Genomic DNA, 25,109 nt, shown 5'->3' on the forward strand with positions numbered 1-25,109 from the left:
AGTTGCGAGCGGTTCGATACTGGGCCCCGGCCTTCGCCGGGGAACGGATTCAATCCGATTCTACTCCGGCATCGTCTCGAACAGCGTCAATCCGGGCGGCAGCTCGACCCACGCCGGCCGGTCGCGCACGAACAGCGCCATGGTCGGGCGGAACAGCGACGCATCGTCGAGCGAGCCCGCGTAGATGGTATGCGAATCGGTCTCGCCGATCCCGCCGCCGAAGACGAGCCCGCCGCACTGCGGGCAGAAGTTGCGGGTCGCCTCGCCGCCACGGAAAGCGGGCGAGCGATATTGGCGCGGCTCGCCGCTGAAGCTCAGATCGGCGGCGGCGAAGCCCATGAACGGGATGAACCCCGATCCAGACGCCTTGCGGCAATCGGCGCAGCAGCAGATGCCCATATTGTCCGGCTCGCCCCGCGCTTCCCAGCGGATCGCACCGCACAGGCAGCCGCCGGAATAGCGGACCAGCGCGCTCATCCCAGCACCCGCCCCGCCACCGCGTCGAGCTTCGCCAGCAGCGCCGGATCGCGCACATCCGGTGCGGTAATCAGCGCCGTATCGAGGCAGGTGTCGATCGGCGACGGCGCCCGCTCCGCCGGCAGGCCCCGCAGCAAATGGCCGACCAACGCTCGCGCCTTCTCCGCATTGGCATTGAGCTGTCGGATCACCTGGGCGACGCTGACGTCCTCGTGCGCGTCGTGCCAGCAGTCATAGTCGGTGACCATCGCCACCATCGCATAGGGCAGCTCCGCCTCGCGGCAGAGCTTGGCCTCGGGCAGCGCCGTCATACCGATCACATGCGCGCCCCAGCTGCGGTAGAGGTTGCTCTCCGCGCGGGTCGAGAATTGCGGACCTTCCATGACGATGCAGGTGCCGCCCTCATGCACCTCGGCGCCCCCGGCACGCGCCGCCTCCGCCGCCATGCCGGCGAGCCGCGGGCACACCGGATCGGCCATCGAGACGTGCGCGACCATGCCGGTGCCGAAGAAGCTCGACGGCCGCCCCTTGGTACGATCGATGAACTGGTCGACGATCGTGAAGGTCCCCGGCGCCCGCTCCTCCTGCAGCCCGCCGACCGAGGAGATCGACAGCACGTCGGTGACGCCGAGCCGCTTCAGCGCGTCGATGTTGGCACGCGCGTTGAGCTCGCCCGGCGCGATACGGTGCCCGCGGCCGTGGCGCGGCAGGAAGGCGACGCCGACCTCGCCCAACCGGCCCCGGAAGATCGCGTCGGACGGCCTGCCCCACGGCGTCTCCACCTCGACCCATTCGCCCTCGACCCCGTCGATCGCGTAGAGCCCCGACCCGCCGATGATCCCGATCGTCCAGCCGCTCATGTCACCCCCGTTTGCTCGGTCCACCCGCTCCTATAGCCGGCGCCATCAGCGGGATAGGCATTTGTTAGCAGGCGGTGTGCATGGTGCGCGGCCATGACGATCGCCCGACGCCTGCGCTATCCGCTGATCGCCCCGCGCCCGCCGCGCCCGAGCCAATTGGGGGACGTGTTCGCCCGCATCGAGGCGACCGGCACTTACAGCAACCATGGGCCCGAAGTACGCCGCTTCGAGGCCGCGATCACCGAGCGGATGTTCGCCGGGCGCGGCGCCAGCCTGACGCTCGCCAATGCGACGCTCGGCCTGATGCTCGCGATCCGCGATGCCGCCGACCGCGCCGGGCGGCCGGGCGGCTATGCGCTGATCCCCGCCTTCACCTTCGCCGCGACCGCCGAGGCGGCGATGTGGGCCGGCCTCACGCCGCTCCTCTGCGACATCGATCCCGAAGACTGGGCTGCGGCGGCGCACGCCGAGGAGGCCCTGCTCGCCGAACATGGCGAGCGGATCGCGGTGGTCGTCCCCTATGCCACCTTCGGCAACGCGATCGACCTCGCCCGCTACCGGCGATACGCCCGGCGTCACGGTGTCGGTATAGTGATCGATGCCGCCGCATCCCTGGGCACGCTCGACGATGACGGCACCGGCTTTGGCGCAGGTTATCCCCACGCCGTCGTCTTCTCCATGCAGGCGACCAAGCCCTTCGCCGTCGCCGAGGGCGCCGTCGTCCACTCCGGCGACACCGCGCTGATCGAGCGGCTGCGCGCCATGGCCAATTTCGGTTTCGAGGCGCCGCGCAGCGCCTCGCTGCCGGGCCTCAACGCCAAGCTGCCCGAGGTGCTGGCCGCGATCGCCTCGGCCAAACTCGACGAGATCGAGGAGATCAGCGAACGCCGCGCGCTCCTCGAGGCGAGCTATCGCGAGGCGCTCGACGGCTTCGGCTTCCAGCGCATTTCCGGCCGCCGCCGCGCGCTCGGCTTCATGCCCGTGCTGCTGCCGCCGGCGCTGGCGCCCCGCCGCGCCGCGATCGTCGAGGCGCTGGCCGCGCGCGGGATCGGGGCCGCGCACTATTTCAGCCCGCACCTCGGGCAGCAGCCCTTGTTCCGGCAGCACGCACGGCTGACCGAAACCCCCGTCGCCGACGACATCGCCGCGCGCATCCTCTCGCTGCCCGCCACCGACGACATGACTCCCGCCGACGTGCGCACCATCGCCGCGGCGGTGCGTGAAGCGGGCAGCCTGCGCCGGACCGGCGAGCGTACGCCCGTCGCCGAGACGCTGATCGTCGGCGGCGGACCGGCCGGAACCGCCATCCTCATCGCCGCGGCCAAGGCAGGCCGGCTCGGCGAGCTGGCGGCGGGCGGCCTCACCATCGCCGAACGCGGCAACCATCTCGGATCCGGCCGGCTCGCGCGCTACGCGATCGCGTCGGACAGCACGGCGCAGACCTTCCTCACCGCGCTCGAGGCGCAGCCCGATCTCGCCGGCCATCCCGCGGTCCAGGCGATCGAGGAATGGCGCGACAAACTGGGCGTACCGCTCGCCGCCACCGGTCCGTTCCTCGACGTGATCGGCGAACGGCTCGCCCTGGCGGTCGAGCGTGGCGGCGGCCAGGTGCTGACCGGCCACGAGGTGCTCGGCGCGCGCCGGTCCGGCGGACTGTGGCACGTCGCCATGCGCCGGCTCGAGGACGATCATCGCTTCGAGGCCGCGGCGCGCAATCTCGTCGTCGCCACCGGCGGCCACCAACCGCTCGACCGTCTCGCCGGCCAGCAGGTCGCGGGCGAACCGCTGATCCGGCGCGCCGGCGACCGGCTGCTCCAGTCGGACGAGGTGCTCGCGCTCGGCGGGCTCGACAAGGTCGCCGATCTGCTCGCCGGCAAGCGCGACCCGCGCATCGCGGTGATCGGCGGCTCGACCAGCGCCCTCACCACCGTCGCGCTGCTGCTGCGCTCGCGGCCCGGCATCCCGTTCGGCGCAGGCGGGATCACCCTGCTCCACCGCCGGCCGCTGCGTCCCTTCTACCTCTCCGTCGAGGCGGCCCATGCCGAGGGCTTCACCGATTTCGGCCCCGACGACATCTGTCCGCTGTCGGGCTTCGTCTATCGTCTCGCCGGCTTCCGGCTGGAGGCGCGCGAGCTGGTGCTGCGCATCCTGGGCATCGACGGCCGCGCGCCCGACCCGCGCGTGGCCGTGCACCGAATCGCCGACGAGGACCCGCAAGCGCTCGCGATCCTCGACCGTGCCGACATCGTCGTCGCCGCCCTCGGCTACCGCCCGCGCGCTCTGCCGCTCCAGGATGTCGCCGGGATGCCGATCACGCTGGCCGCGGACCAGGGCGACGCCATGGTCGACGATCGCTGCCGCGTGCTCGGCGCCGACGGCATGCCGCTTCCCGGCGTCTACGGCATCGGCCTCGCCGCCGGCTTCGTTCCGTCGGGCGCGCTCGGCGGAGAGAGGAGTTTTCGCGGTCAAGCCAACGGCTTATGGTTGTGGCAGAACGATGTCGGGCGCATGATCGTCGAAGCGATCCTCGCCAACCGGGCACAAGCAGCGGCATGAACACACCCACGGTCAGCGTCATCATGGCAGCCTATAACGGCGCCGGGCTGATCGAAGAGACGCTCGTCAGCCTGGAGAAGCAGACGCTCGCCGATTTCGAGGTGATCGTCGTCGACGACTGCTCGACCGACGACACCCGCGCGATCCTGCGTGGCTGGTCCGATCCGCGCGTCCGGCTGGTCGAAGCGGAGGCGAACGGCGGCCCGGTGCGTGCCCGCAACCGCGCCCTCGCGGAGGCGCGGGGCCGCTATATCGCCGGCCTCGATCAGGACGATCTCTGCCGGCCGGACCGGCTCCAGCGCCAGGTCGCCTATCTGGAGGCGAACAGCCGCGTCGTGCTGGTCGCTGCCGCCGCCAATATCCTCGAGGATGGCGCGATCCGCCGCTCGCGCCTGCCCGCCAACACCACGCCCGCGCTGATCGGCTGGCTGCTCCAGATCATGAATCCTTTGGTGTGGTCGTCGGTGATGCTGCGCGGCGACGTCGCGCGCGAGCTCGATCCCTTCACCCGGCCCGAGATCCTCTATGCGGAGGATTTCGATCTCTATCACCGCCTGCGCCGCTACGGCGCGATCGCGCGGATCGACGAGCCGCTGATCACCTATCGCAGCCATCCGGGCGGCGCCTCCCAATGCCACACCGCACGCATGATCGGCAGCGCCGAGACCGTGCTCGGCGAGGCCTATGCGCCGTTGCTCGGCGACAGCGCGGAGGAGGCGGCCGCGCTGGTCGCACGCCACGTCATGGCCGGCGTGCCGGTGGCCAGCCGCGACGCGCTGCGCCAGCTCGGCACGCTGATCGCGATGCTCCAGGCGAGCTATCTCGACAGCGGCAGCTTCGATCGCGAGAGCATCAAGCTGATCCGCTGGGAGACGGCGCGGCTGTGGTGGCGGATCGGCCGGCGGGCGGTGCGGTCCGGCGCGCTCGGCCTCACCGATGCGCTAGCGGTGCGGCCCGATCATCTCGGGCTCGGCCATGCCGGGATCGACGACCTCCTGCTCTCGGGCCTGGTCGGCCGCGCCCGTGCGGCGCGGCGGCGTCTCACTGCCTGACCTTCTGGTTAAACTGTCCTTTACCGTAGCAGGTTACCAGCATCCGGTTACGTGAAGAGGGCTGACAGGCGCATGGCAACCGCGCACGCGATGGCGCAGGAACTCGACGGCGATGCGATCCGCGCGGTGGCGCGCGATTGCGGACAGCTTGCGGTCGGCTGCAGCGATGCCTCCGGCCATATCGCCGGCGTCTCGGAACGCATAGCGACCCAGCTCGAAGCGCTCGCCGATCTGGAAGGCGTCACCGCGGCGCTCGAAGCCGACCAGCGCACCGTCGCCGAGGCGACCAGCGAGGCGCGCCGCCTGTCCGACCAGGCCCGCGCCACGCTGGAACGCGAGGCGTCGCTGATCGTGAGCTCGGTCGCCGATTTCGGCGCGCTGACCGAGCTCATCACCAATCTCGGCACCCGCATGACCGATTTCGCGGCGGCGATGGCGCAGGTCCAGCGCGTCTCCAGCGCGATCGACGACATCGCGCGCAAGACCAATCTGCTCGCGCTCAACGCCACCATCGAGGCGCAGCGCGCCGGCGACGCCGGCCGCACCTTCGCCGTGGTGGCGGCCGAGGTGAAGAAGCTCGCGCTGGAGACGCGCCAGGCGACCGACGAGATCACCCGCACCATGGACAGCTTCGTGCGCGAGGCGGGCACGGTGATGCACGAGATCGATGATGGCGTGCGTCAGAGCGTGCTCGCGCAGAAGGGCGTCGCGCAGATCAACCAGACCGTGCTGGAGGTCGCCGACATCGTCGGCCAGGTCGACCGCCTCACCGACGACATCGAGCGCTCGACCGAGGTCACCAGCAACAGCGTCGCGCGCGTGCGCGACACGCTCACCGGCTTCGGCACCCATGCGCGCGAGAGCGGCGCCCAGCTCGCCAGCGCCCGCGAGCGCATCCTGCGGCTCGAGACGATGTCGAGCGGGATGCTCGACCAGCTCGCCCATTCGGGCGTGGCGATCGACGACACCGGCTTCGTCGAGATTACCGTCGCCGGCATGAAGGAGGTCAAGGCGATCGTCGAACGGGCGCTGGCGGCGGGCGAGGTCAGCGCCGACGAGGTGTTCGACACCGACTACCGGCCGATCCCCGGCACCGACCCGGTGCAATATACGAACCGCTTCAACGCCTTCGCCGATCGCGCCATTCAGCCGGTGCTCGACCGCATCGCCAAATCCGACGAGACCCATATCCTCGGGCTCGCCGCGACCGACATCAACGCCTATCTGCCGACCCATATGTCATGGAAGTCGCTCCCGCAGCGGCCCGGCGATCCGGCATGGAACGCCGAGAACTGCCGAAATCGCCGCATGTTCATGGACGAGGCGACCGCCCGCGCCATCGCGTTCGAGGGCGACTTCATGCTCGTCACCTATTGCCAGGACCTCGGCCAGGGCCGCTATCGCGCGGTCAAGAGCGTGTTCGTGCCGCTGTGGATCAACGGGCGCCGCTGGGGCAATTTCGAGATGGCGTTCACGAACTGACCGCGCGGCGCGCCATCAGCAGCGCGCCTTCGAGCCCTGCATTCTCCAGCATCGCCGGCACGACGAAATCCGGCGCGTTCGCAGCCGGTCCCACGCCATAGCCGCCGAGCGCCGCGCGCAATTCCCCGGAAGTCGCCTCGAGCAGCCCGGGCGTCGTCATCACCCCGCCGCCCATCACGATCCGCTGCGGCGACCAGGCGAACACCAGCGCCGCCAGGAGCTGCCCCAGATAATGGGCGACCAGCGCCGCCACCTCGGGAGCCTCGGGCAGGGTCCGCCCCTTCAGCCGCTGCTGCACGGCCGGTCCGGCAGTCAACCCCTCCGCACAGTCGGGATGGAAGGGGCAGGTGCTCGGCGCATCGTCTCCGGCGGCCCGCACGAGACGGATGTGCCCCGCCTCGGGGTGCAGCGCTCCCACCAGCGCGCGCCCGTCGATCGCCAGCCCCGCGCCGATACCGGTGCCGACCGTCACATAGGCGACGCTGCCGAGCCCTTGTCCCGCCCCCAGCGCCTGCTCCGCAATGGCGGCGACATTGACGTCGGTATCGACCGCGACCGGGCAATCCAGCCGGCCGGCGAGCACTACACGCAGGTTCGACCCGGTCCAGCCGGGCTTCGGGGTGTCGAGCATCTCGCCATAGTTCGGCAGCGCCGGATTGACGATCAGCGGACCGAAGGCCGCGATGCCGGCCGCGGTGACCGCGACGCCCGCCGTCTCCACACAGCCGAGGATCGCATCCGCGGCGGCATCCGGCGTGGTGGTCGACCAGCGTCCCTCGCCGACGACGATGCCGTCCTCCGCCACCACGCGCGCCAGAATCTTGGTGCCGCCGGTCTCGATACCCAGAAACGCCATCGTCAGCCGGCCTGCAGCTGGTCGAAGGCAATCTGCTGAAGCGCCTTCACCACGCGCGGTTCGAGGCCGAGGTCATTGGCGGCGCGCTCTCGCTCGCCGAGCACGCGCGGATCGACACCTGTCACTCGGCCGAACACCATCAATGCCTCCAGATAATAGCCATAGGCGCTCGCGTGATACTGGTCCCATGTCCACAGATCGACCTGGCCATAGGTGAGGCCGTCATAGGGATTGGGATCGGCAATGCCAGCCGAGATCGCTCGATTCCACGCTTCGCCGACCGGCACTATTCCATCGATGTCCGGTACGGCGCGACGCGCAAGCTCGGAGGCTGCGCGCAGGTCGAGCGCCATTGCGGTTACCGGCTTTCCCGACCAGCGCCGGCCGGGCGGATAGGTAAGGTCGGCGCGCGTCCAGGTCGAAACCAGCTCGACGTCGACTTGGGGATTGGCGCGGCTGACCATCTCGGCCAGCAGCTTGGCATTGGCGATGTGGATCGCCGGATCTCCCGGCTTGTCCCTGTCGAGCGTGCTGTAGCCCTGGAGCACGACCACGTCCCAGCGGCGGGCGATCAACGCGCGCTTCTCACGAACATGGAAATCGAAGCCTTTGCCGGGCGAGGTCTCGAGGCTCACCGCATAGTCGAGCCCCGCCTGCTCGGTGAAGGCCTTGAACAGCGCCGGCACGCCGCCAACACCGTCATGATTGAGATCGGTCACGCTGTCGGGCCGATAGCGCATCACCGGCGACCCCGCACCGAACGTGAAGCTGTTGCCGACGAATAGGATCGTTCGCGGCGCCCCGGGCGCTGCTGCCCCCAGCAACAGGCAGGCAAGAACCAGCAGCGCAGTTTTCATACCACGGCCGACTCGCCAACCGGTGCATCGGCGGTCCCCCGATCGCCTCCCGCAAGAGCGGCGTCGAGTTGCCGGGTGTCTATCTTGCGTTCCCAAGTGGCGACCACGATGGCGGCGGTGGCGTTGCCGATGAAGTTGGTGAGGGATCGGCATTCGGACATGAAGCGGTCGACGCCGAGGATGAGAGCCATGCCGGCGACGGGGACGGCCGGGACGATGGAGAGGGTGGCGGCCAGCGTGATGAAGCCGGCGCCGGTGACGCCGGCGGCCCCCTTCGACGAGAGCATGGCGACGCCGAGCAGGGCGAACTGCTCGCCCCAGGAGAGATGGATGCCGCACGCTTGCGCGATGAACAGCGCGGCAAGGGTCATGTAGATGTTGGTGCCGTCGAGGTTGAAGCTGTAGCCGGTGGGGACGACGAGGCCGACCACGCCCTTGTCGCAGCCCGCGCGCTCAAGCTTGTCGATCAGGCTGGGCAGCGCCGCCTCGGACGAGGAGGTGCCGAGCACGAGCAGCAGCTCGGCCTTGAGGTAGGCGATGAGGCGCAGGATCGAGAAGCCGTGCGCCCAGGCGATCGCGCCGAGCACGACCAGCACGAACAGGATCGAGGTCAGGTAGAAGGTGGCGACGAGACCGCCCAGGCCGATCAGGCTGCCCGCGCCATACTTGCCGACGGTGAAAGCGATCGCCCCGAATGCACCGACCGGCGCCGCCCGCATCAGGATCGCGACCAGGCGGAACACCACCAGCATCACCCGCTCGGCCAGATCGAGCACCGGCCGCGCCGGCTCACCGACCAGGCTCAAGGCGATGCCGAACAGGATCGCCACGAACAAGGTCTGCAGGATCGAGCCCGAGGTCAGCGCCGACACCATCGTCTCGGGGATCACCGCCATGATGAAGCCGGCGACGCTGCTCTCATGCGCCTGATGGGCATAGCCGGCGACCGCGCTCTGGTTGAGCGTCCTGGGATCGACGTGCATCCCCGCCCCCGGCTGCACGACATTGGCGACCAGCAGCCCGACCAGCAGCGCCAGCGTCGACACCGCCAGGAAATAGCCGAACGCCTTCGCCGCCACCCGGCCTACCGCCGCCAGCTCACGCATCCCCGCGATGCCGGTCACGACGGTGAGGAAGATCACCGGCGCGATCACCATCTTCACCAGCTTGATGAAGCCGTCCCCCAACGGCCGCAGCGCCTCGCCCACCCCGGGCCACACATGCCCCACCACCGCACCGCACACGATCGCCACCAGCACCTGCACGTACAGATGGGCATATAAAGGACGGCGCTTCGGCAAAGCAGCTGGAACGGACACGATCGCCACCCGTCCCTGATGCCCCAGCCCCGCTCAAAGGACAATCGGGTCCCCGACATCATCGTCATACAGCGCTAGGCGCGCGGCTCTCCCGCGATCGGATCAGGGAAGGCGCAGCCGGACTCTACGGACCCTGACGAGGCTGCGCATCTTCTCGGCGACGATCTCCGCGCGATGCGGATCGATGTCGTGGACCGTGAGCGAAATGCGGCAGATCCTGGCCGAGCATTCGACCTGCGCCCGTTCGATCACACGATCCTGCTGCGCAATCAGCGCGAGCAGGCGACTGAGCACCTGCGCGCACCGATCCGCCGTGATCGCGAAGACGGCTGCGCGCGTGTCGACCCTCGGCGCACGTCTGGTGGCCATGACCGGAATCACGCCGCGCGCGCCGTCCGAAGATCGTCGAGGTGCACCGCCTCTTCGGGCTCTTCCGTCGGTTGCGCGTGATCCATCATGCAGGCTCCTTCCCCAATCCGGGGAGGATATCCATGAGAAGCGGGAATTTCTTACCCAATCCCGCTGCAATTCGGCGGAATATCGAATATTCTGACCTGGAAATCGTCAATCCGAGAAAGATCGTGCCGGACAACCTGGATAATTTCGACCGAAAGATCCTGCGCCTGCTGCAGGACGACGCGTCGCTCTCCACTGCGGCGATCGCCGAGGCAGTCGGGATGTCCGCCTCGCCCTGCTGGCGCCGGATCGACCGGCTCGAGCGCGAAGGCTTCGTCAAGCGCAGGGTCGCGCTGGTCGACCGCCGCAAGATCGGCCTCAACGCCCAGGTCTTCGCGACGGTGAAGCTCAATGCCCATGGCCGCGCCAACCTCGACGAGTTCACCGCCTCGATCCGCGAGCTGCCGGAGGTGCTCGAATGCTATGTCCTCATGGGGCCGGTCGATTTCATGCTGCGCGTCGTCGCCGCCGACATCGAGGCCTATGAGCGCTTCTTCTTCGAGAAGCTGTCGCGCCTTCCCGGCGTGCAGGAGATCAATTCGACCGTCGCCCTTTCGGAGATCAAGGCGACCACTGCCCTGCCCGTCTGATCCTCGCCTCTCCAGGGTCTGGATCCTAGCCCAGCGCTTCCACGGCGGACCTGAAGCGCCGGCCGAGCGGGATCGGCGTTCCGCAGGCAAGATGGACGACCGGCCGCCCGCTCGGCTCGCGTCGGATTTCGCGGACCTGCCGCGCATTGACGACGGTCTGGCGATGAACGCGCACGAAGCCGAGAGGGGCAAAGCGGTGCGCCAACTCGCTCAGCGTTGCCCGCACCAGATGGACACGGCCGTTGGCGACGATCTCGCTGTAATTGCCGGCCGAGCGGATCAGCGCCACGTCCTGGACGCGCACCCGCAGAAAAGGCGCCTCGGGCAGGTGGAGCCATTCGCCCGGTACCGCCGAATACGCCTCCGGCGACGGCGTGAACGCCATATCGTCCGATTCCCGGCGCGCATGATTTTCGAGGTGCCGCCCCCAGGCCAGCAGCGCCAGCAGCACGGTCGTACCCAGAATCGCTGCCCGCGGCAGGAAGCTGAAGATGGACGGCAGCGGCGGCATGCCCGGGGCGCAACGAAGATCGCCGGATATCGCGATTGCGAACTGGGACGCGAGCAGATCGGCAACCGTCACGGGAGCGAAGGCGAGAACGGCGAGCAGCAGCGGCGATCGCTGCGGCGCGGAGACGAGCTCGCCGACCGGCTCCCGGCAAGCGAAGCCGATCGTGAGGGTGAGCCCCCAGACCAGCAGATTGGCGAGCCGCGCTTCTTCCGGCCGCTCGGCGACGAACGGATCGACCGGCGTTCCGATGCCGCCCATGGCGTAGCCGAGCAGGAAGCCGAGCAGGCCCATAGCCACGCCGGCGCTCAGCGGGATCTGCCGCTCCCAGATCGACTCTCGAACATCAGCCGCCATGGTCCGACGATAGCCTACGAGCGCGCGCGCGAACTGCCGTTCGTCACGTCCGCGCGCCGTTCGTCCCAACCGGCTCCCGATGCCGCCGCGGCCGGGGCATCCGGCCCGGCGACCGGATGTCATCGGGATTGCGAATCATGCGTTGCTCCATCTGCTGTCTGTCGCTGCTCGCGGCACCCGCTGTCCATGCCCAGATCGCGATCTCACCGCCGGCCCAGCCGCAGAACCACGATGTGGTGCGGGCCGCGGACGACGCCTTCGGCCGGCGCATCGGCGTCGAGGAAGTCGGGCTCTACACCGAAAGCGAAGTGCGCGGATTCGATCTGCAGAGCGCCGGCAATTACCGGATCGAGGATCATTATTTCGTCCGGGCTGCCGGGATGCTTCAGCCGTTGACCGAGGGCACCGCCATCCGCGTCGGCGCCAACGGGCTGCGCACCGACTTCGCCGCCCCGTCGGGCGTCGTGCAATACGACCTTCCCGACGGCGTGCCGGGAATGCAGGCGACGATCGAGGCCGGCTGGTGGAGCGGGTCGGGACCGATCGTGCTGACGCGCTTCGCGGGCGGCACGCAGGACAGCCGGCTGAGCATCGCCGGCGGCCTCCAGCTGAGCGTCGGGCAACGCTATACCGACGGCACCGGCGGCGACTTCATCGCGGTGGGCCTCGTCCCGCGCTGGACGCCGGCGGCGGGCATCCGACTGACCGGCGTCTGGGGCCATAATTGGTACACGCGCGGTGCCGACACCACTTTCGCCAGCGCGGGTACGCCGCCGGCGCGCATATCGCTCGGCATCGATCGCACCCAGTCGTGGATGGACGCCAGCAACGAGAGCGATCTGTCGGGCGCGATCCTCGACATCGATGCAGGAGACGGCTGGAGCCTGGGCGCGTCGGCCTTCCGGTCGGAACTCGCCTATCGGCGCAACGTGTTCAACCTGCTCCGGTTGTCCGATGCCGGCACCGGAGCCGAGGTGAGCGGCCTGTTGTTCGGCGAAGAGAACCGCCGGTCCTTCTCTGCCGAGATCACGGCCGCCAAGCGCTTCACCACCGGCGCACTGGATCATCGCCTGATCGCCGCGATACGGCGACGCGACAGCGTGGTGCTCAGCGATCCGGGCGCGGCCTTCACGCTTGGCCACTATCCCGAAATCGACCGGCCGCCCGCCCTTCCCCGGCCGCCGGTCAGCCTCAATCCGCTGCGCCTTCGAGATGAGGTGGAGCAATGGACGGGCGGGCTTGGCTATCGACTGTCGATCGGCAGCTTCGCGGAGCTGCGCGCCGACGTCCAGCGTGTGGAATATCGCAAGCAGGCGCGCGCGCTCGACGGAAGCTCGGAGCGCGAGACGAGCCGGCCTTGGCTCTATGGCGGCGCGCTGTCGGTCGGGTTCACGCGCGCGCTGACCGGCTTCGCCAGCTATGCGCGCGGGCTGGAGGAGGCCGGGGTCGCGCCGGCCAATGCGGTGAACCGCGGCGCGGTGCTGCCTGCCGCAATCTCGCGCCAGGCCGAGCTCGGCATGAAATACGCCATCGCCGGCGGACCGACGCTGATCGCCGGCGTGTTCGACCTTTCGAAGCCGCTGCCGGGCATCGACGCCGGCGGCGCGTTCGACTTCGTCGGCCGGGTACGGCATCGCGGCGCCGAACTGTCCCTCGCCGGGCCGATCACTCCTCGGTTGGGTGCGGTGCTCGGCGCGACCTATCTTGATGCACGGACCGAAGGCGAGCTCGTCGATCGCGAATTGGTCGGCGCGCGTCCGATCGGACGCCCCGAGGTGATGGCGCTCGCCAATCTTACCTGGCGCGTGCCCGGCGTCGCGGGGCTTACGCTCGACGGCGGCGTCAGCATCCGCGGCGAGCGCTATGCCGATCGCGAAAATCGCGTGACGCTTCCCGGCTATGCGATAGTCAATCTCGGCCTGAGGCAGCGTTTCGCGATCGGGGACCATTCGGTCACGCTCCGCGCCCGCGTGGCGAACCTCACGAACCGGTTCGCCTGGAACGTCAGCAATTCCGGCCTGCTCACCCAGAACATCCCGCGCGTATTCACGCTCACCCTGACGGGGGAGATCTAGGGCCTTAAGCCTCTCCCCTTCAGGGGAGGGGTTGGGGTGGGGCCTGGCCCCAAGCGACCTGGCCCGCCGCACTGCCCCACCCCCAACCCCTCCCCTGAAGGGGAGGGGCTAAATTGCTGAATGTCGATCCGCTCCGAAGATTTTTCGAAAATATGTCGGTTTTGTGAAATCCGTTCGTCTTCCCCTGTGGAAGCCCGCGGCGATGGACCGCCGGCTGGAACAGGGGGTCACATGACGCGATCTGGCAATATCATCCGGTTTGGCAGTGTCATCGGGGCGTGCGCGGCGATCTTCGCCGCTGCGGGCGTTTCGGCGCAGACGGCAGCGCAGGAGCAGGCGGCTCCGGCGGATACGCCGGCCGCGGACGGCGACAACGGCGAGATCATCGTCACCGGATCGCGCATCGATCGCAATTTCGACACGCCCACGCCGACGCTGACCGTGACCGCCGAAGACCTCTCGGTCGGCGCGCGCCCGAACGTCGCCGCGGCGCTCAACGACCTGCCGCAGTTCCGCGCGACCACTTCGGCGCAGACCACTGGCACCAACACCGGCGCCGGCAACGCGCCGGTCGACTTGCGCGGCCTCGGCATCAACCGCACGCTGGTGCTGGTCGACGGCCGCCGCATCGTCAGCGACAACGATCTCAACACCGTCCCGAACATCATGATCCGCAGCGCACAGGTCGTGACCGGCGGCGCCTCGGCCGCCTGGGGCTCGGGCGCGGTGGCCGGCGTCGTCAATCTCGGCATCGACGAGAAGTTCAATGGCCTCCAGCTCGGCGCCGAGGCGGGCGTCTCGCGCTATGGCGATGCCGCGCAGCACCGTTTCGAAGGCAAGGCGGGCTTCGGCTTTGACGACGACCGCGGCCACGTCGTCATCGGCGGCGAATATTTCAACAGCGACGGCATCGTGCCCAAGACCGCCCGCAAGAACGTCGGCCGCTGGGCATCCTTCGCCGGCGCGATGACGCCGGATGTCGGCTTCTCCACCTCGGCCCCCGGCGGCCTGATCACCTGGGGCGTGCTGAAGGGCAAGGCGTTCAATCCCGACGGCTCACTGCGCGATTTCGACTATGGCCGGGTGAGCGGCGGCTACATGACCGGCGGCGAAGGCCCGTCGAACGACGACCTCAGCCCGCTCGTCACCCCGCAGCGCCGCTACAGCGCATTGGGCCGCCTCACCTACGAGATCACCCCCTCGATCAAGGTGACCGCCGAGCTGCGCCACTCGCGCATGTGGAACAACTATATCTGGTTCGGCGATCATGTGCAGGGAGACGCGCCGGACAAGAAGGACATCACGAAGCCGGCCGGGATCCTGATCCGGTCCGATAACGCCTTCCTCTCGAACGAGGTGCGCACGGCGCTGGCCAATGCCGGAGAGACCAGCTTCTACATGGGCCGCTTCAACAGCGATCTCTCCTACCCGTACATCGATTTCGAGCGGAAGGTGACGCAGGGCACGCTGGCGCTCGACGGCAAGGTCGGGTCGAACCTGCGCTGGAGCGCCTATTACAGCCACGGCGAATATCAGAACAACATCGACACCCCCGGCTTCCTGCTGACGCAGGAGTTCGCCAACGCGGTCGATTCGGTGACCGGGCCGGGCGGTACGCCGATCTGCCGGATTGCGCTGACGAACCCGGGCACCAACTGCGTGCCGATCAACCTGTTCGGCCAGGGCGCGCCGTCGCAGGAGGCGATCGACTATGTCACCGGCACGCCGAGCCAGCGCGCCACGACCAAGCTCGACGTCGGCGGCGTCAGCCTGCGCGGCGAGCCGTTCGAGCTGCCCGCCGGCGCGGTCTCGTTCGCGGTCGGCATCGAAGCGCGCAAGGAGAGCATCAACCAGACCGTCGGCGCGCAGGACGCCGCCAAGGCGTTCCGTACCTTCAGCTTCTCGGCGATGTCCGGCGACTTCACCGTGAAGGAAGCGTTCGGCGAGATCCTGGTGCCGCTGATCCACGACACGCCACTGCTGCGCCAGCTGGAGTTCAACGGCGCGGTGCGCGTCAGCGACTACAGCACGACGGGCGCGATCTGGTCGTGGAAGCTCGGCGCCACCAACGAGTTCTTCCCCGGCTTCCGCGGCCGCGTGACGCGCTCGCGCGACATCCGCTCGGCCAATCTCAGCGAGCTCTACACCCAGACGACGACCGGCTATAACACGCTCTACGACCCGGTCACCAAGCAGAACGTCTATGTCCTCAGCAACGGCGGCGGCAATCCGGACCTGGAGCCGGAGAAGGCCGACACCTGGACATTCGGCTTTACCTATTCCCCGCCCGCCGTCCCAGGCTTCAACATGTCGGTCGACTATTTCGACATTTCCGTCGACGACGTCATCACCACCATCGCCGCCCAGGACCTCGTCACCCGCTGCTTCAACGGCAACACCGCGCTGTGCTCGCGCGTCGAGCGCGATGCGAACAACAATATCACCCGCACCATCTCCACCTATGTGAACCTGGCGAGCTACAAGACCAACGGCATCGACGCCGAGCTCTCCTACATCCTGCCGCTGAACCGCCTGTTCGCCTCCGCCGACGGCAGGATGAAGTTCCGCGTGCTCGGCACCTGGGTCGACAGCCTCACCACCGATGACGGGGTGGTGAAGCTCGAATATGTCCGCTCGCAAGGCTATTCGTTCGGCCTCGGCGTGCCGGCGTGGCGAGTGAACGGATCGATCGGCTACGAGGACCAGAGCTTCTCGGGGATGGTCCGCGCCCGCTACATCTCGCCCGGCGAGTACAACAACCAGATCCCGCTCACCAACAACCACATCGACGCTTACACCTATTTCGACCTGCAGGCGCAGGTGAAGGTGCCGGTGACGAACGGGCGGGAGATGGAGCTCTACGGCAACATCACCAACCTGTTCGACAAGGACCCGCCGCCGGGGTCGCTCTATTCGCCCTATTACGATGTGTTCGGGCGCTACTTCACGCTCGGCGCCCGCATCCGCTTCTGATCGTCGCGACTACCGACCGCCCGGCCCAGCTGCCGGGCGGTTCCGGTTCTGGAGACTGCCCGATGTTCCTCCGTCCTGCCTTTGCCGCAGCGCTCGCGCTGCTCCCCATGACCGCGATCGCGCAGGTCGCCAAGCCTGCGGCGATCGTCGCCGACGGCATCCCCGCCATCCCGCCGGCGCTTGCCGCCGAGACCCAGCCATATCTCCAGGCGCGCAAGGCGGTGTTCCTCGGCTGGGACGCGGCCGACCGCTCGATGCTGATCAAGACGCGCTTCGCCAACACCGACCAGGTGCACAAGGTCCGCGGCCCGGGCGCCGACCGCACCCAGCTGAGCTTCGAGGAGGAGCCGGTCATCATGGCCAGCGCCTCCCCGGGCGCCGGCGACGTGACGGTGGTGCAGAAGGACGTCGGCGGCGGCGAGTTCTTCCAGCTCTACCGGCTGGTCGACGGCCGGCTGCACCTGCTCACCGACGGCAAGAGCCGCAACTGGTTCGGCGCATGGAGTCCGGACGGCAAGCTGCTCGGCTATTCCTCGACCCGGCGCAACGGGGCGGACGCCGATCTCTACGTGATCGATCCGCGCGATCCCAAGTCCGACCATCTGGTCGCGACGGTCAAGGGCGGCGGCTGGAACATCGCGGATTTCTCCGCCGACGGCGGGACGGCGCTGGTTGTCAATCGCATGTCGATCAACCGTGCCGACGTCTATGAGCTCGACCTCAAGACCGGCCGGATGCGCGCGCTGAACGACGTCAAGCGCGAGGTCTCCTATGTCGCCCCGCGCTATGCGCCCGACGGCAGCATCTGGGTGCTGTCGGACATCGATTCCGATTTCGTGCGGCTCGGCCGGCTCGATGCGCGCACGGGCAGGTTCGCCCCGGTCTCGAAGGAGCCGAAATGGGACGTGAGCGACTATGCGGTCGCTCCTGACGGCAGCTTCATCGCCTATGCGACCAATGAGGCAGGCATCAGCCGGGTGCACGTGCTCGACACCAAGGCGGGAACGACCCGCGACGTCACCGGCCTGCCGGCCGGCGTGATTCCCTACGCGATCGGATCGGCGATCGAGATCGCCCCCTGGGGCACGATCGGCCTCAGCATGTCCTCCGCGCGCGTCGCGGGCGACGCCTTCGCCGTCGATCCGAAAACGCTGGCGGTGACCCGCTGGACCGAAAGCGAGACCGGCGGGCTCGATCCCGCAAAGAACGTCGAGCCGCAGCTTATCGAGGTGAAGAGCTTCGACGGCGAGACAGTGACAGGCTTCCTCTACCGCCCCGATCCCACAAAATTCCCCGGCAAGCGGCCGCTGATCGTCAACATCCACGGCGGACCCGAGGGGCAGACCCGGCCGGACTTCCTGGGACCGGACAACTACTACCTCAACGAGCTCGGCATCGCGCTGTTCTTCCCCAACGTCCGCGGTTCGACCGGCTTCGGCAAGAGGTTCGTGAACCTCGACAACGGTCCCTACAAGCGCGAGGATTCGGTGAAGGACGTCGGCGCCTTCCTCGACGCGCTGGCCAAGGACGCGACGCTCGATCCCGCCCGCTTCGCGGTGACCGGCCTCTCCTACGGCGGGTACATGTGCTACGCGTCCGCCACCCATTATTCGGCCCGGCTCAAGGGCGCGAACTGCTATGTGGCGATCTCCAACTTCGTCACCTTCCTCGAGAACACCCAGTCCTATCGCCGCGACCTGCGCCGCGTCGAATATGGCGACGAGCGCGATCCGAAGCAGCGCGCCAAGCTGATCGAGATTTCCCCGCTCACCAGCGTCGACAAGATCACCGTGCCGCTGCTGATCGCGACCGGCGGCAACGACCCGCGCGTGCCCGCGAGCGAGGCCGAGCAGATCGTCAAGGCCGTGCGCGGCAAGGGCGGCACCGTCTGGCACCTGCTCGCCGGGAACGAAGGCCACGTCTTCCACAAGAAGGAGAACGAGGACTATTATTTCTGGGCAAGCGTGCTGTTCTGGAAGCAGACTCTGCTCGGCGAAGGGAGGCGTTGATCTTCGTCCGCGGGCTCGCGATCGCCGCGACGGTCCTGCTGTCCGCTGCGTCGCTAGGCGCAGCGGACCGTCGACCGCCGGCGGTGCTCGTCGACCACCACGTGCATGTGCATTCGCCCGCGATCCTCGCCTTCCTGCCCGCTTATTGCGCGAGCCCGGGCAGGACCAGCAAATGCGATCCCGAGTTTTCCGCCCCGCTGACCGTAGCCGACCTGCTGCGAGCCATGGACGAGGCCGGCATTAGGCGCGCGCGGGTGATGTCGACCGCCTATCTGGCGGAAAGCCCGATGATGGTGCCGCCTGTCCCCGATCACGCGGAGATCGTCCGCAAGGCGAACGACTTCACTGTAGCACTGGCCCGCACCCATCCGGACAGGCTCGAAGCCTATATCGGCGTCAATCCGCTCACCGGGACGGCGCTGCCGGAGATCGAACGCTGGCGGGGCGATCGCCACGTCGCCGGCGTCAAGCTGCATCTCGCCAACTCGCGCTTCGACTATCATCGGCCCGATTACGTGAGGATGCTGGCGGAAACCTTCCGCGCCGCGGCGGCCGCGCATCTGCGCATCATGATCCACATCCGCAACCGGGCGACCGGCTATGGGGCGGAGGAGGCGCGCATCTTCGTGGAAGAAGTGCTGCCGGCCGCACGCGGCACGACGGTGCAGATCGCACACGCCGCAGGCTGGGGCGGCATCGATGCCGCGACCCTCGACGCGCTCGGCGTCTTCGCCGGTGCCTGCGAGCGGGACCGGACGCTCTGTGCCGATCTCTATTTCGACCTCGCCGCCATCAAGCCCGCCGAGGCATCCGATCAGGACAAGGCGGCGCTGGTCGCCTTGATACGCAGGATCGGGCCGGAGCATTTCCTGCCGGCATCGGACTGGCCGTTCGCGCGCGACCTCGGCGCCTATTACGCCGCGCTCGCCACCCTTCCGCTGTCCGAGGCCGAATGGCGGACGATCGCCCGCAACATCGGCCGTTGAGAAAGGGTCTCGGATTTCGTCCACCGCATCGTGTAGAAAACGACCAGGGAGCGCGATGAGCCAGTTGAACGAGATGTTGCGGCATGTCCGATCCGTGCTCAGGCGACGCGGCGTCGCGGATCAGGATGCCGAGGATCTGGTGCACGAGGCCTTCCTGAAGGTCGAACGCTACGAGCAGAAGCATGCGGTGCGCTCGCAGGAAGCGCTGCTGGTCAAGGCCGCCGTCAACCTATCGATCGACACCGAACGCCGGGAGCGCCGGGCGCCCTTCTCCGCCGGGAACGTGTTCAGCATCGCCGATGCGGCGCCGGACCCGGAACAGGTGCTGCAATCCCAGGCGCGCCTGAAACATGCCGCCGCCGGCCTGGCGCGTCTGCCCGAGCGCACCCGCCGCATCCTGCTCCGCCGCCGGCTGGACGGGGCCAGTTACGCAACGATCGCCGAAGAAGAAGGGATGTCGATCCCCGCGGTGGAGAAGCAGGTCGCCCGGGCGACCCTGGAGATGATGGACTGGATGGAACAATGGTGATCCGCTCGAAGGAGGAGCGAACGCGCCTGAACGCGGAGGCGTCGGCATGGCTCGCCAGGCTGCACGGCCCGCGCGGGCGTGAGGCCGAGGGAGCGCTGCAGGACTGGCTCAAGGTCGATCCCGCGCACCAGGAGGCATTCGAGCGCGCCACCGAGCTGTGGGAGCTGCTGCCCGGCGCGGTCGAACTCGACGAGGAACCGCGGAGCCCGGCGCGAAGGCGCTTCGTGCCGCTGGCGCTCGCCGCATCGGTGGCCGCGCTGGCAGGTGCGGGAGCGATCACCGTCTATCTCAACCAGGCACCGACCTTCGATACCCGCGCCGGGGAGCAACGCACCGCAACCCTGGAGGACGGCAGCCGGATCGCGCTCAACACCGACAGCCACATCACGGTGAAGTTCGACCGCGACGAGCGCGAGGTGCTGCTCGACCGCGGCGAGGCGATGTTCGACGTGGCGCATGATGCCAAACGGCCATTCGTCGTCAGGGCCGGCGACGAGCAGATCAAGGCGGTCGGCACCAGCTTCGTGGTACGGCGCGATGGCGAGCGGGTCCGCGTCACGCTGCTGCGTGGCAAGGTCGAGGTCATGCGTATCGGCGAGCGTCCACGGTTACTCGCCGTCCTCGCACCGGGTGAGCGCGTTTCGGCGAGTCCGGAGGCGGCGCCGCTGCTCGATCGGCCGGCGCTCGATGCGGTCACCGCCTGGCGCCGTGGCGAGCTCCTGTTCCGCAACACGCCCTTGTCGGAAGCGGTCGCCGAGGTGAACCGATACGGTCGGGAACGCGTGGTGGTGAACGATGCGCGGTTGGGCGCGCTACCCATCTCAGGCGTGTTCGCAAACGACGATCCGGCGGAGTTCGCCGCAGCGGTGGCGCAGCTGCACGGCCTCAAGGTGCGGCGCGAGGACAAAGCGGTGCTTTTGACGCCTTGAGCACATCTCCCTGCCATCCGCGGCGTATCGCGATCTATCATCCGCCGATCGACCGGAACCATCCGGCGATGCGGGGTAGGGGTCCATGATACGGGGATTGGCGATATCGCTGTCTGTGTTCGCGTGCATGGCCGCGACGGCCGCTGAGGCACAGACTGCCGCCAGGTTCCGTTTCTCGCTGCCCCGGCAGGACCTGTCGCTGTCGCTCGAGGCGGTGGCGACCATCACCCGCACCAACGTCATCTTCGTGCCAAGCGCCGCCAGGGGGCGCATCGCTCCGGCGCTCAATGGCACCTACAGCGCCGCCGAGGCGGTGCGCCGCCTGCTCAGGGGATCGGGGCTCGACTTCACCGTCACCGCCGGCGGTTCCTACGTCATCTCCAAGCGAGCATCCCCGCCGCGACGCGAGTACCGCGTGGCGGTCATTCCCGAGCCTGCGCCGGTGAAGATCGATGACGTCGCCGATATCGTCGTCACCGGTTCACGCATCGACGTGGCAGGCTTCGAGGCCCCGACCCCGACCTCGCATATAGCCAGAATGGACCTCGACGTCGGCGCGCGCTCGAACGTCGCCGCCGCATTGAACGACCTGCCGCAGTTCCGTGGAACCATCTCGCCGCAAACCAGCGGTACCAACACGAGCGCGGGCATGGCGCCGGTCGACCTTCGTGGCCTCGGCATCGCCCGCACGCTCGTGCTGCTCGACGGACGACGCTTCTCGAGCGACAACGATCTCAACACCGTGCCGACCGTGCTGATCAAGTCGGTCGACGTCGTGACCGGCGGCGCCTCCGCGGCCTGGGGCTCGGGTGCAGTCGCCGGCGTGGTCAACATCGTCCTCGACGGAGAGCTCGACGGCCTCAAGCTCGGCGCCCAGGCGGGGATTTCCTCGCGAGGCGACGCGGCCGAACACCGTTTCGAGAGCGCGTTCGGCACGACCTTCGCCGAAGGTCGCGGCCATGTGATCCTCGGCGCCGAATATCTCGACAATGACGGCATCATCCCCAAGACGTCCCGGTCCAGCGTCGGGCGCTGGGTCAGCGTGTCTGCGGGAAACGGCTATTTCAGGCTGACGCCCGACGTCGGGTTCTCCAATGCGGCCCCCGGCGGCCTGATTCTGAGCGGCGTCCTGGCGGGCCAGGTCTTCAACCCGGACGGATCGCTGCGCGACTTCCGCTACGGCACCGTGGTCGGCAGCGACATGATCGGCGGCGAGGGGCCGTCGAACGACGACATCAGCGTGCTGGTCACGCCGCAGCGGCGGTACAGCGCGCTCGGCCGCGTCAGTTTCGATGCGAGCGGCGCCGTGAAGGTCACCGCGGAGCTGCGCCACTCGCGCATGTGGAACGACTATATCTGGTTCGGCGACCACAATCGCGGCAACATCGTCATCTCGCGCGACAATGCCTTCCTGTCGCCCGTCATCAGCGCCCAGCTGCTGGCGGCGGGCGAAGCCGGCTTCACCATGGGCCGGTTCAATTCCGACTTCCCCTTCCCCCGCATCGTTTTCGAGCGGGTGACGACGCAGGGGACGATCGCGCTGGACGGGACGATCGGCAAGCGCTGGCGCTGGAGCGGCTATTACAGCCATGGCGAATATCGCAACGACATCGACACGCCCGGCTTCGTGATCGGCGCCAATTTCAACCAGGCAGTGGATGCGGTGCGCGATCCGACGACGGGCCAGCCGATCTGCCGCGTCAAGCTCACCAATCCGTCGAGCACCTGCGTGCCAATCAACCTGTTCGGCGAAGGCTCGCCCACGGCGGGGGCGCTCGCCTATGTCACCGGCACGCCGCGCCAGCGCGCCACGACGAAGCTGGACGTGGCGGGAATCAGCCTGCGCGGCGAGCCATTCACACTCTGGGCAGGTCCCGTCTCGATCGCCGCGGGCATCGAGACGCGGCACGAGGCGATCGAGCAGACGGTGGGCGAGCTCGACCTCGCCCGAGCCTTCCGCTCGTTCAACTTCGCCCCGATCTCCGGCGGCTTCACCGTCAGGGAGGCCTTTGGCGAGATCCTGGTCCCGCTGGCGCGCGATCGGCCTCTGCTGCGCAAGCTGGAGCTGAACGCCGCGGTGCGCCTGTCGGACTATGACACGACCGGCACGATCTGGTCCTGGAAGCTGGGTGCGACGAACGAGGTCTTTCCCGGCTTCCGCGCGCGCTTCACCCGCTCGCGCGATATCCGCTCGGCCAATCTCGCGGAGCTCTTCACGCAGCTCACGGTCGGCTACAACACGCTGACCGACCCCGAGAAGGGGACGAGCGTCTATGTCCCCAACAACAGCTCGGGCAATCCCGACCTGCGGCCTGAGACCGCAACCACCCTCACCGCCGGCTTCCTCTATGCGCCGCCGGCGATTTCCGGCCTCCGCGTGTCGCTCGATTATTACCGGATTCGCATCGACGACGTGATCACGCTGCTCTCGGCCCAGGATCTGGTCACGCGCTGCTTCAACGGCAATCGGGCACTATGTGCCTATGTCGAGCGGGATGCGAACGGCAATATCACCCGCACCGTCACCTCTTATCTGAACCTCTCGGAATACCGGACCTATGGGATCGACGCCGAGCTCTCCCAGACGCTGCCGCTCCGTACCTTCGCCGACCTGCCCGGCACGCTCACGCTGCGGCTGCTGGCGAGCTGGATCGACAGCCTCAAGGTCGGCGACGGCGTCGCGGCGATCGAATATGTCGGATCCCAGGGCAATTCGTTCAGCCTCGGCATGCCCAGGTGGCGGATCAACGGCAGTATCGGCTACGACAGCGACAGTTTCGGAGCCCAGCTGCGCGCGCGTTACATTTCTCCCGGCAACTTCAACTCGACGGTCAAGCTGCTCAACAATCACATTCGGGCCTATACCTATCTCGACCTTCTCGCACGGGTACGCGTCGCGGCGAGCGCGTCGGCGAAGATGGAGGTCTACGGCAGCGTGACCAACCTGCTCGACAAGCAGGCGCCAAACGGGTCGCTCTACTCACCCTTCTACGACGTGATCGGCCGCTACATCTCCATCGGCGCGAGGCTGGCCTTCTGAAACGCGCGCGCATGGATGGAGCGCTCTATCGCCGCTCCGCATTGACGGCTGAAATCGGCCCCACTTCGACCGCGAGCGCGCGCGCCAGAGCATCCATATTTGAATAAAGCCGGGGTCACGCGCACGCAGGCTCCCTTAGCGGGCCATCGCGATGCACGGTGAAGATGCGGTGGCGGTCGAGGAGCCGAGCGGACAGCGCCGCATTGTCCTCGACGCTGGTGAGGCCGCGCAGGCGGAACGCGGTGACGCCGCCGTGCAGATCGGGCTCATCGGGCGTGAGTATCTCGATACCAGGCAGGGGACGGACGGCGGAAACCCAGCGGTCGCGTAATGCCCGCAGCCGCGCCGCGCGGCGCGTGCGGCCGATCGCCTGCTAAAAGGCGAGCGCATCCGGGACGGTGAGGATCGCGGCGAAATCGGCTGTGCCGGTATGGACGCGGGCCTGCACGCCGTCGCAACCGTTTGCCGACTCGGCGGGATCGCGGTCGATACGGCTCAGCGCACGCCTGCGGATATGGCTCGCCCCGACGCCGAGCGGCGCGCCAAGCCATTTGTGGCAGTTGATCCGACGAAATCGCAATCGAGATCGGCGAGCGTCATGTCGAGCTGCCCCCAGCTGTGCGCCGCGTCGACGATCGCGTCGATGCCGCGGGCACGCGCTAGCGCCGCAATCTCGCGCACCGGCAGAACCAAGCCGGTGCGGTGGCTGGATGCGTCAGCAGCACCAGCCGCAGCTGCGGATTCGCCTCGAATGCCGCGGCATTCAGCGAGGCGTTGAGGCTCTCGCGCATGGTATAGTCGATCCGGCTCCGGCCGAGGCCGACGCTCACGTCGTAACGGAAGCGCTCGCCGAGCTCGCCGCGCACGCCCGTATCCGCCTGATAGTCGCTGAATTCGGTGCCGAAGCGCGGCGTGAACCCGGCTGGATAGAGCGTTCTGAACGAGAACCCGGAAAGGCGCTGCTGGAGTTGTAGACGTTGGCCGTGCCGGCGGGGTTGCGCCAGTTGAAGTCGGTCACGCCATCGGCCGACTGGGCGGTGCCGAACAGGTAGAGCGTCGCGACATCGTCGAGCCGGTAGCGCGCGTCGATGGCGCCGCGGATGCGCTCCTCGTCGGGCTGTCCCCAGCGCTGCACGGGATTGAGCACTGCGATGGTCGGGTTGGCGGCCTGGAAGGCGATCGCGTCCGGCCGCTGGCG

The 25,109-nt window shown here is 68.2% G+C and carries 23 protein-coding genes (1 of these 23 only partly in view); 12 read left to right on the forward strand and 11 right to left on the reverse strand.

Annotated features, from left to right (window positions below):
* Nucleotides 1-60: 60 nt before the first annotated feature.
* Nucleotides 61-477 (reverse strand): GFA family protein, encoded by a 417-nt coding sequence (locus AC2YHA_RS10905; RefSeq protein ID WP_487401520.1) that lies wholly within the window; start codon nt 475-477, stop codon nt 61-63.
* Nucleotides 474-1,337: an S-methyl-5'-thioadenosine phosphorylase gene (locus AC2YHA_RS10910; RefSeq protein WP_487401521.1), complete on the reverse strand. Its 864-nt coding sequence runs from the start codon at nt 1,335-1,337 to the stop codon at nt 474-476. Before AC2YHA_RS10910 ends, AC2YHA_RS10905 begins: the two co-directional genes overlap by 4 nt.
* Nucleotides 1,338-1,430: 93 nt before the next feature.
* On the opposite strand from AC2YHA_RS10910, the gene AC2YHA_RS10915 reads away from it, so the two are divergent.
* The 3 genes from AC2YHA_RS10915 (at nt 1,431) to AC2YHA_RS10925 (ending at nt 6,427) form a co-directional block, all read left to right on the forward strand.
* Nucleotides 1,431-3,893 carry an aminotransferase class I/II-fold pyridoxal phosphate-dependent enzyme gene (locus AC2YHA_RS10915; RefSeq protein WP_487401522.1) on the forward strand — a complete coding sequence of 821 codons (2,463 nt, stop codon included), beginning with the start codon at nt 1,431-1,433 and terminating at the stop codon, nt 3,891-3,893.
* Nucleotides 3,890-4,945, forward strand: a complete 1,056-nt coding sequence (locus AC2YHA_RS10920) for a glycosyltransferase family 2 protein (protein ID WP_487401523.1) — start codon at nt 3,890-3,892, stop codon at nt 4,943-4,945. Before AC2YHA_RS10915 ends, AC2YHA_RS10920 begins: the two co-directional genes overlap by 4 nt.
* Nucleotides 4,946-5,017: 72 nt before the next feature.
* Nucleotides 5,018-6,427, forward strand: coding sequence for a methyl-accepting chemotaxis protein (locus tag AC2YHA_RS10925; protein ID WP_233785365.1), 1,410 nt, complete (start codon nt 5,018-5,020; stop codon nt 6,425-6,427).
* On the opposite strand, the gene AC2YHA_RS10930 is transcribed toward AC2YHA_RS10925, so the two are convergent.
* The 4 genes from AC2YHA_RS10930 to AC2YHA_RS10945 form a co-directional block, all read right to left on the reverse strand.
* Entirely contained in the window at nt 6,417-7,283 is an 867-nt protein-coding gene (locus AC2YHA_RS10930; protein WP_233785364.1) for an ROK family protein, read from the reverse strand. The genes AC2YHA_RS10925 and AC2YHA_RS10930 overlap by 11 nt on opposite strands.
* A gap of 2 nt (nt 7,284-7,285) precedes the next feature.
* Nucleotides 7,286-8,140, reverse strand: coding sequence for an SGNH/GDSL hydrolase family protein (locus AC2YHA_RS10935; protein ID WP_487401524.1), 855 nt, complete (start codon nt 8,138-8,140; stop codon nt 7,286-7,288).
* Nucleotides 8,137-9,459, reverse strand: coding sequence for a dicarboxylate/amino acid:cation symporter (locus AC2YHA_RS10940; protein ID WP_487401732.1), 1,323 nt, complete (start codon nt 9,457-9,459; stop codon nt 8,137-8,139). Before AC2YHA_RS10940 ends, AC2YHA_RS10935 begins: the two co-directional genes overlap by 4 nt.
* A 102-nt stretch (nt 9,460-9,561) precedes the next feature.
* Complete coding sequence (locus AC2YHA_RS10945) at nt 9,562-9,840, reverse strand: hypothetical protein (RefSeq protein ID WP_487401525.1); 279 nt, start codon at nt 9,838-9,840, stop codon at nt 9,562-9,564.
* A 200-nt stretch (nt 9,841-10,040) separates the two neighbouring features.
* Between AC2YHA_RS10945 and AC2YHA_RS10950 the strand changes: the two genes are divergently transcribed.
* The gene (locus tag AC2YHA_RS10950; protein ID WP_233785361.1) at nt 10,041-10,505 is read left to right on the forward strand and encodes an Lrp/AsnC family transcriptional regulator; all 465 of its coding nucleotides are present in this window, start codon (nt 10,041-10,043) and stop codon (nt 10,503-10,505) included.
* Between the two features lie 25 nt (nt 10,506-10,530).
* Here the strand turns inward: AC2YHA_RS10950 and AC2YHA_RS10955 are convergent, their stop codons facing one another.
* Entirely contained in the window at nt 10,531-11,439 is a 909-nt protein-coding gene (locus AC2YHA_RS10955) for a LytTR family DNA-binding domain-containing protein (RefSeq protein WP_487401526.1), read from the reverse strand.
* A gap of 68 nt (nt 11,440-11,507) precedes the next feature.
* On the opposite strand from AC2YHA_RS10955, the gene AC2YHA_RS10960 reads away from it, so the two are divergent.
* The 8 genes from AC2YHA_RS10960 to AC2YHA_RS10995 all read left to right on the forward strand — a co-directional run bounded on the left by AC2YHA_RS10960 (nt 11,508) and on the right by AC2YHA_RS10995 (nt 24,242).
* Entirely contained in the window at nt 11,508-13,445 is a 1,938-nt protein-coding gene (locus AC2YHA_RS10960; RefSeq protein ID WP_487401527.1) for a TonB-dependent siderophore receptor, read from the forward strand.
* Between the two features lie 231 nt (nt 13,446-13,676).
* Nucleotides 13,677-16,418 carry a TonB-dependent receptor domain-containing protein gene (locus AC2YHA_RS10965; protein WP_487401528.1) on the forward strand — a complete coding sequence of 914 codons (2,742 nt, stop codon included), beginning with the start codon at nt 13,677-13,679 and terminating at the stop codon, nt 16,416-16,418.
* A gap of 62 nt (nt 16,419-16,480) precedes the next feature.
* Nucleotides 16,481-18,427, forward strand: a complete 1,947-nt coding sequence (locus tag AC2YHA_RS10970; RefSeq protein ID WP_487401529.1) for a prolyl oligopeptidase family serine peptidase — start codon at nt 16,481-16,483, stop codon at nt 18,425-18,427.
* Nucleotides 18,424-19,413 carry an amidohydrolase family protein gene (locus AC2YHA_RS10975; RefSeq protein WP_487401530.1) on the forward strand — a complete coding sequence of 330 codons (990 nt, stop codon included), beginning with the start codon at nt 18,424-18,426 and terminating at the stop codon, nt 19,411-19,413. Before AC2YHA_RS10970 ends, AC2YHA_RS10975 begins: the two co-directional genes overlap by 4 nt.
* 55 nt (nt 19,414-19,468) lie before the next feature.
* A complete protein-coding gene (locus tag AC2YHA_RS10980) occupies nt 19,469-19,942 on the forward strand; it encodes an RNA polymerase sigma factor (RefSeq protein WP_487401531.1) in 474 nt (157 codons plus the stop codon).
* Nucleotides 19,936-20,871, forward strand: coding sequence for a FecR family protein (locus AC2YHA_RS10985; protein WP_487401532.1), 936 nt, complete (start codon nt 19,936-19,938; stop codon nt 20,869-20,871). Before AC2YHA_RS10980 ends, AC2YHA_RS10985 begins: the two co-directional genes overlap by 7 nt.
* A gap of 97 nt (nt 20,872-20,968) precedes the next feature.
* On the forward strand, nt 20,969-23,911 hold the full coding sequence (locus AC2YHA_RS10990; protein ID WP_487401533.1) for a TonB-dependent receptor: 2,943 nt from the start codon (nt 20,969-20,971) through the stop codon (nt 23,909-23,911).
* Between the two features lie 151 nt (nt 23,912-24,062).
* Nucleotides 24,063-24,242 carry a hypothetical protein gene (locus tag AC2YHA_RS10995; protein ID WP_487401534.1) on the forward strand — a complete coding sequence of 60 codons (180 nt, stop codon included), beginning with the start codon at nt 24,063-24,065 and terminating at the stop codon, nt 24,240-24,242.
* A gap of 42 nt (nt 24,243-24,284) precedes the next feature.
* On the opposite strand, the gene AC2YHA_RS11000 is transcribed toward AC2YHA_RS10995, so the two are convergent.
* The 4 genes in view from AC2YHA_RS11000 to AC2YHA_RS11015 are tightly spaced (each overlapping or abutting the next) and all read right to left on the reverse strand, a layout consistent with a single transcriptional unit that may run on beyond the window.
* A complete protein-coding gene (locus AC2YHA_RS11000; RefSeq protein ID WP_487401743.1) occupies nt 24,285-24,491 on the reverse strand; it encodes a hypothetical protein in 207 nt (68 codons plus the stop codon).
* The gene (locus tag AC2YHA_RS11005) at nt 24,407-24,592 is read right to left on the reverse strand and encodes a hypothetical protein (RefSeq protein WP_487401535.1); all 186 of its coding nucleotides are present in this window, start codon (nt 24,590-24,592) and stop codon (nt 24,407-24,409) included. Before AC2YHA_RS11005 ends, AC2YHA_RS11000 begins: the two co-directional genes overlap by 85 nt.
* On the reverse strand, nt 24,571-24,777 hold the full coding sequence (locus AC2YHA_RS11010; protein WP_487401536.1) for a hypothetical protein: 207 nt from the start codon (nt 24,775-24,777) through the stop codon (nt 24,571-24,573). The genes AC2YHA_RS11005 and AC2YHA_RS11010 overlap by 22 nt, the downstream gene beginning before the upstream one ends.
* Nucleotides 24,738-25,109, reverse strand: the 3' portion of a protein-coding gene (locus AC2YHA_RS11015) for a TonB-dependent receptor plug domain-containing protein (RefSeq protein WP_487401537.1). 363 nt of this gene lie beyond the right edge of the window; only the last 372 of its 735 coding nucleotides appear in the window; its start codon lies beyond the right edge, outside the window; the stop codon is at nt 24,738-24,740. The genes AC2YHA_RS11010 and AC2YHA_RS11015 overlap by 40 nt, the downstream gene beginning before the upstream one ends.

The sequence above is a fragment of the Sphingomonas sp. SRI_018 genome, assembly GCF_057586275.1.

Excerpts from the sequence above, each read along its gene's own strand:
- AC2YHA_RS10905 (WP_487401520.1), bottom strand. The coding sequence starts at position 477 with ATGAGCGCGCTGGTCCGCTATTCCGGCGGCTGCCTGTGCGGTGCGATC.
- AC2YHA_RS10910 (WP_487401521.1), bottom strand. The coding sequence starts at position 1,337 with ATGAGCGGCTGGACGATCGGGATCATCGGCGGGTCGGGGCTCTACGCG.
- AC2YHA_RS10915 (WP_487401522.1), top strand. The coding sequence starts at position 1,431 with ATGACGATCGCCCGACGCCTGCGCTATCCGCTGATCGCCCCGCGCCCG.
- AC2YHA_RS10920 (WP_487401523.1), top strand. The coding sequence starts at position 3,890 with ATGAACACACCCACGGTCAGCGTCATCATGGCAGCCTATAACGGCGCC.
- AC2YHA_RS10925 (WP_233785365.1), top strand. The coding sequence starts at position 5,018 with ATGGCAACCGCGCACGCGATGGCGCAGGAACTCGACGGCGATGCGATC.
- AC2YHA_RS10930 (WP_233785364.1), bottom strand. The coding sequence starts at position 7,283 with ATGGCGTTTCTGGGTATCGAGACCGGCGGCACCAAGATTCTGGCGCGC.
- AC2YHA_RS10935 (WP_487401524.1), bottom strand. The coding sequence starts at position 8,140 with ATGAAAACTGCGCTGCTGGTTCTTGCCTGCCTGTTGCTGGGGGCAGCA.
- AC2YHA_RS10960 (WP_487401527.1), top strand. The coding sequence starts at position 11,508 with ATGCGTTGCTCCATCTGCTGTCTGTCGCTGCTCGCGGCACCCGCTGTC.
- AC2YHA_RS10965 (WP_487401528.1), top strand. The coding sequence starts at position 13,677 with ATGACGCGATCTGGCAATATCATCCGGTTTGGCAGTGTCATCGGGGCG.
- AC2YHA_RS10970 (WP_487401529.1), top strand. The coding sequence starts at position 16,481 with ATGTTCCTCCGTCCTGCCTTTGCCGCAGCGCTCGCGCTGCTCCCCATG.
- AC2YHA_RS10980 (WP_487401531.1), top strand. The coding sequence starts at position 19,469 with ATGAGCCAGTTGAACGAGATGTTGCGGCATGTCCGATCCGTGCTCAGG.
- AC2YHA_RS10985 (WP_487401532.1), top strand. The coding sequence starts at position 19,936 with ATGGTGATCCGCTCGAAGGAGGAGCGAACGCGCCTGAACGCGGAGGCG.
- AC2YHA_RS10995 (WP_487401534.1), top strand. The coding sequence starts at position 24,063 with ATGCACGGTGAAGATGCGGTGGCGGTCGAGGAGCCGAGCGGACAGCGC.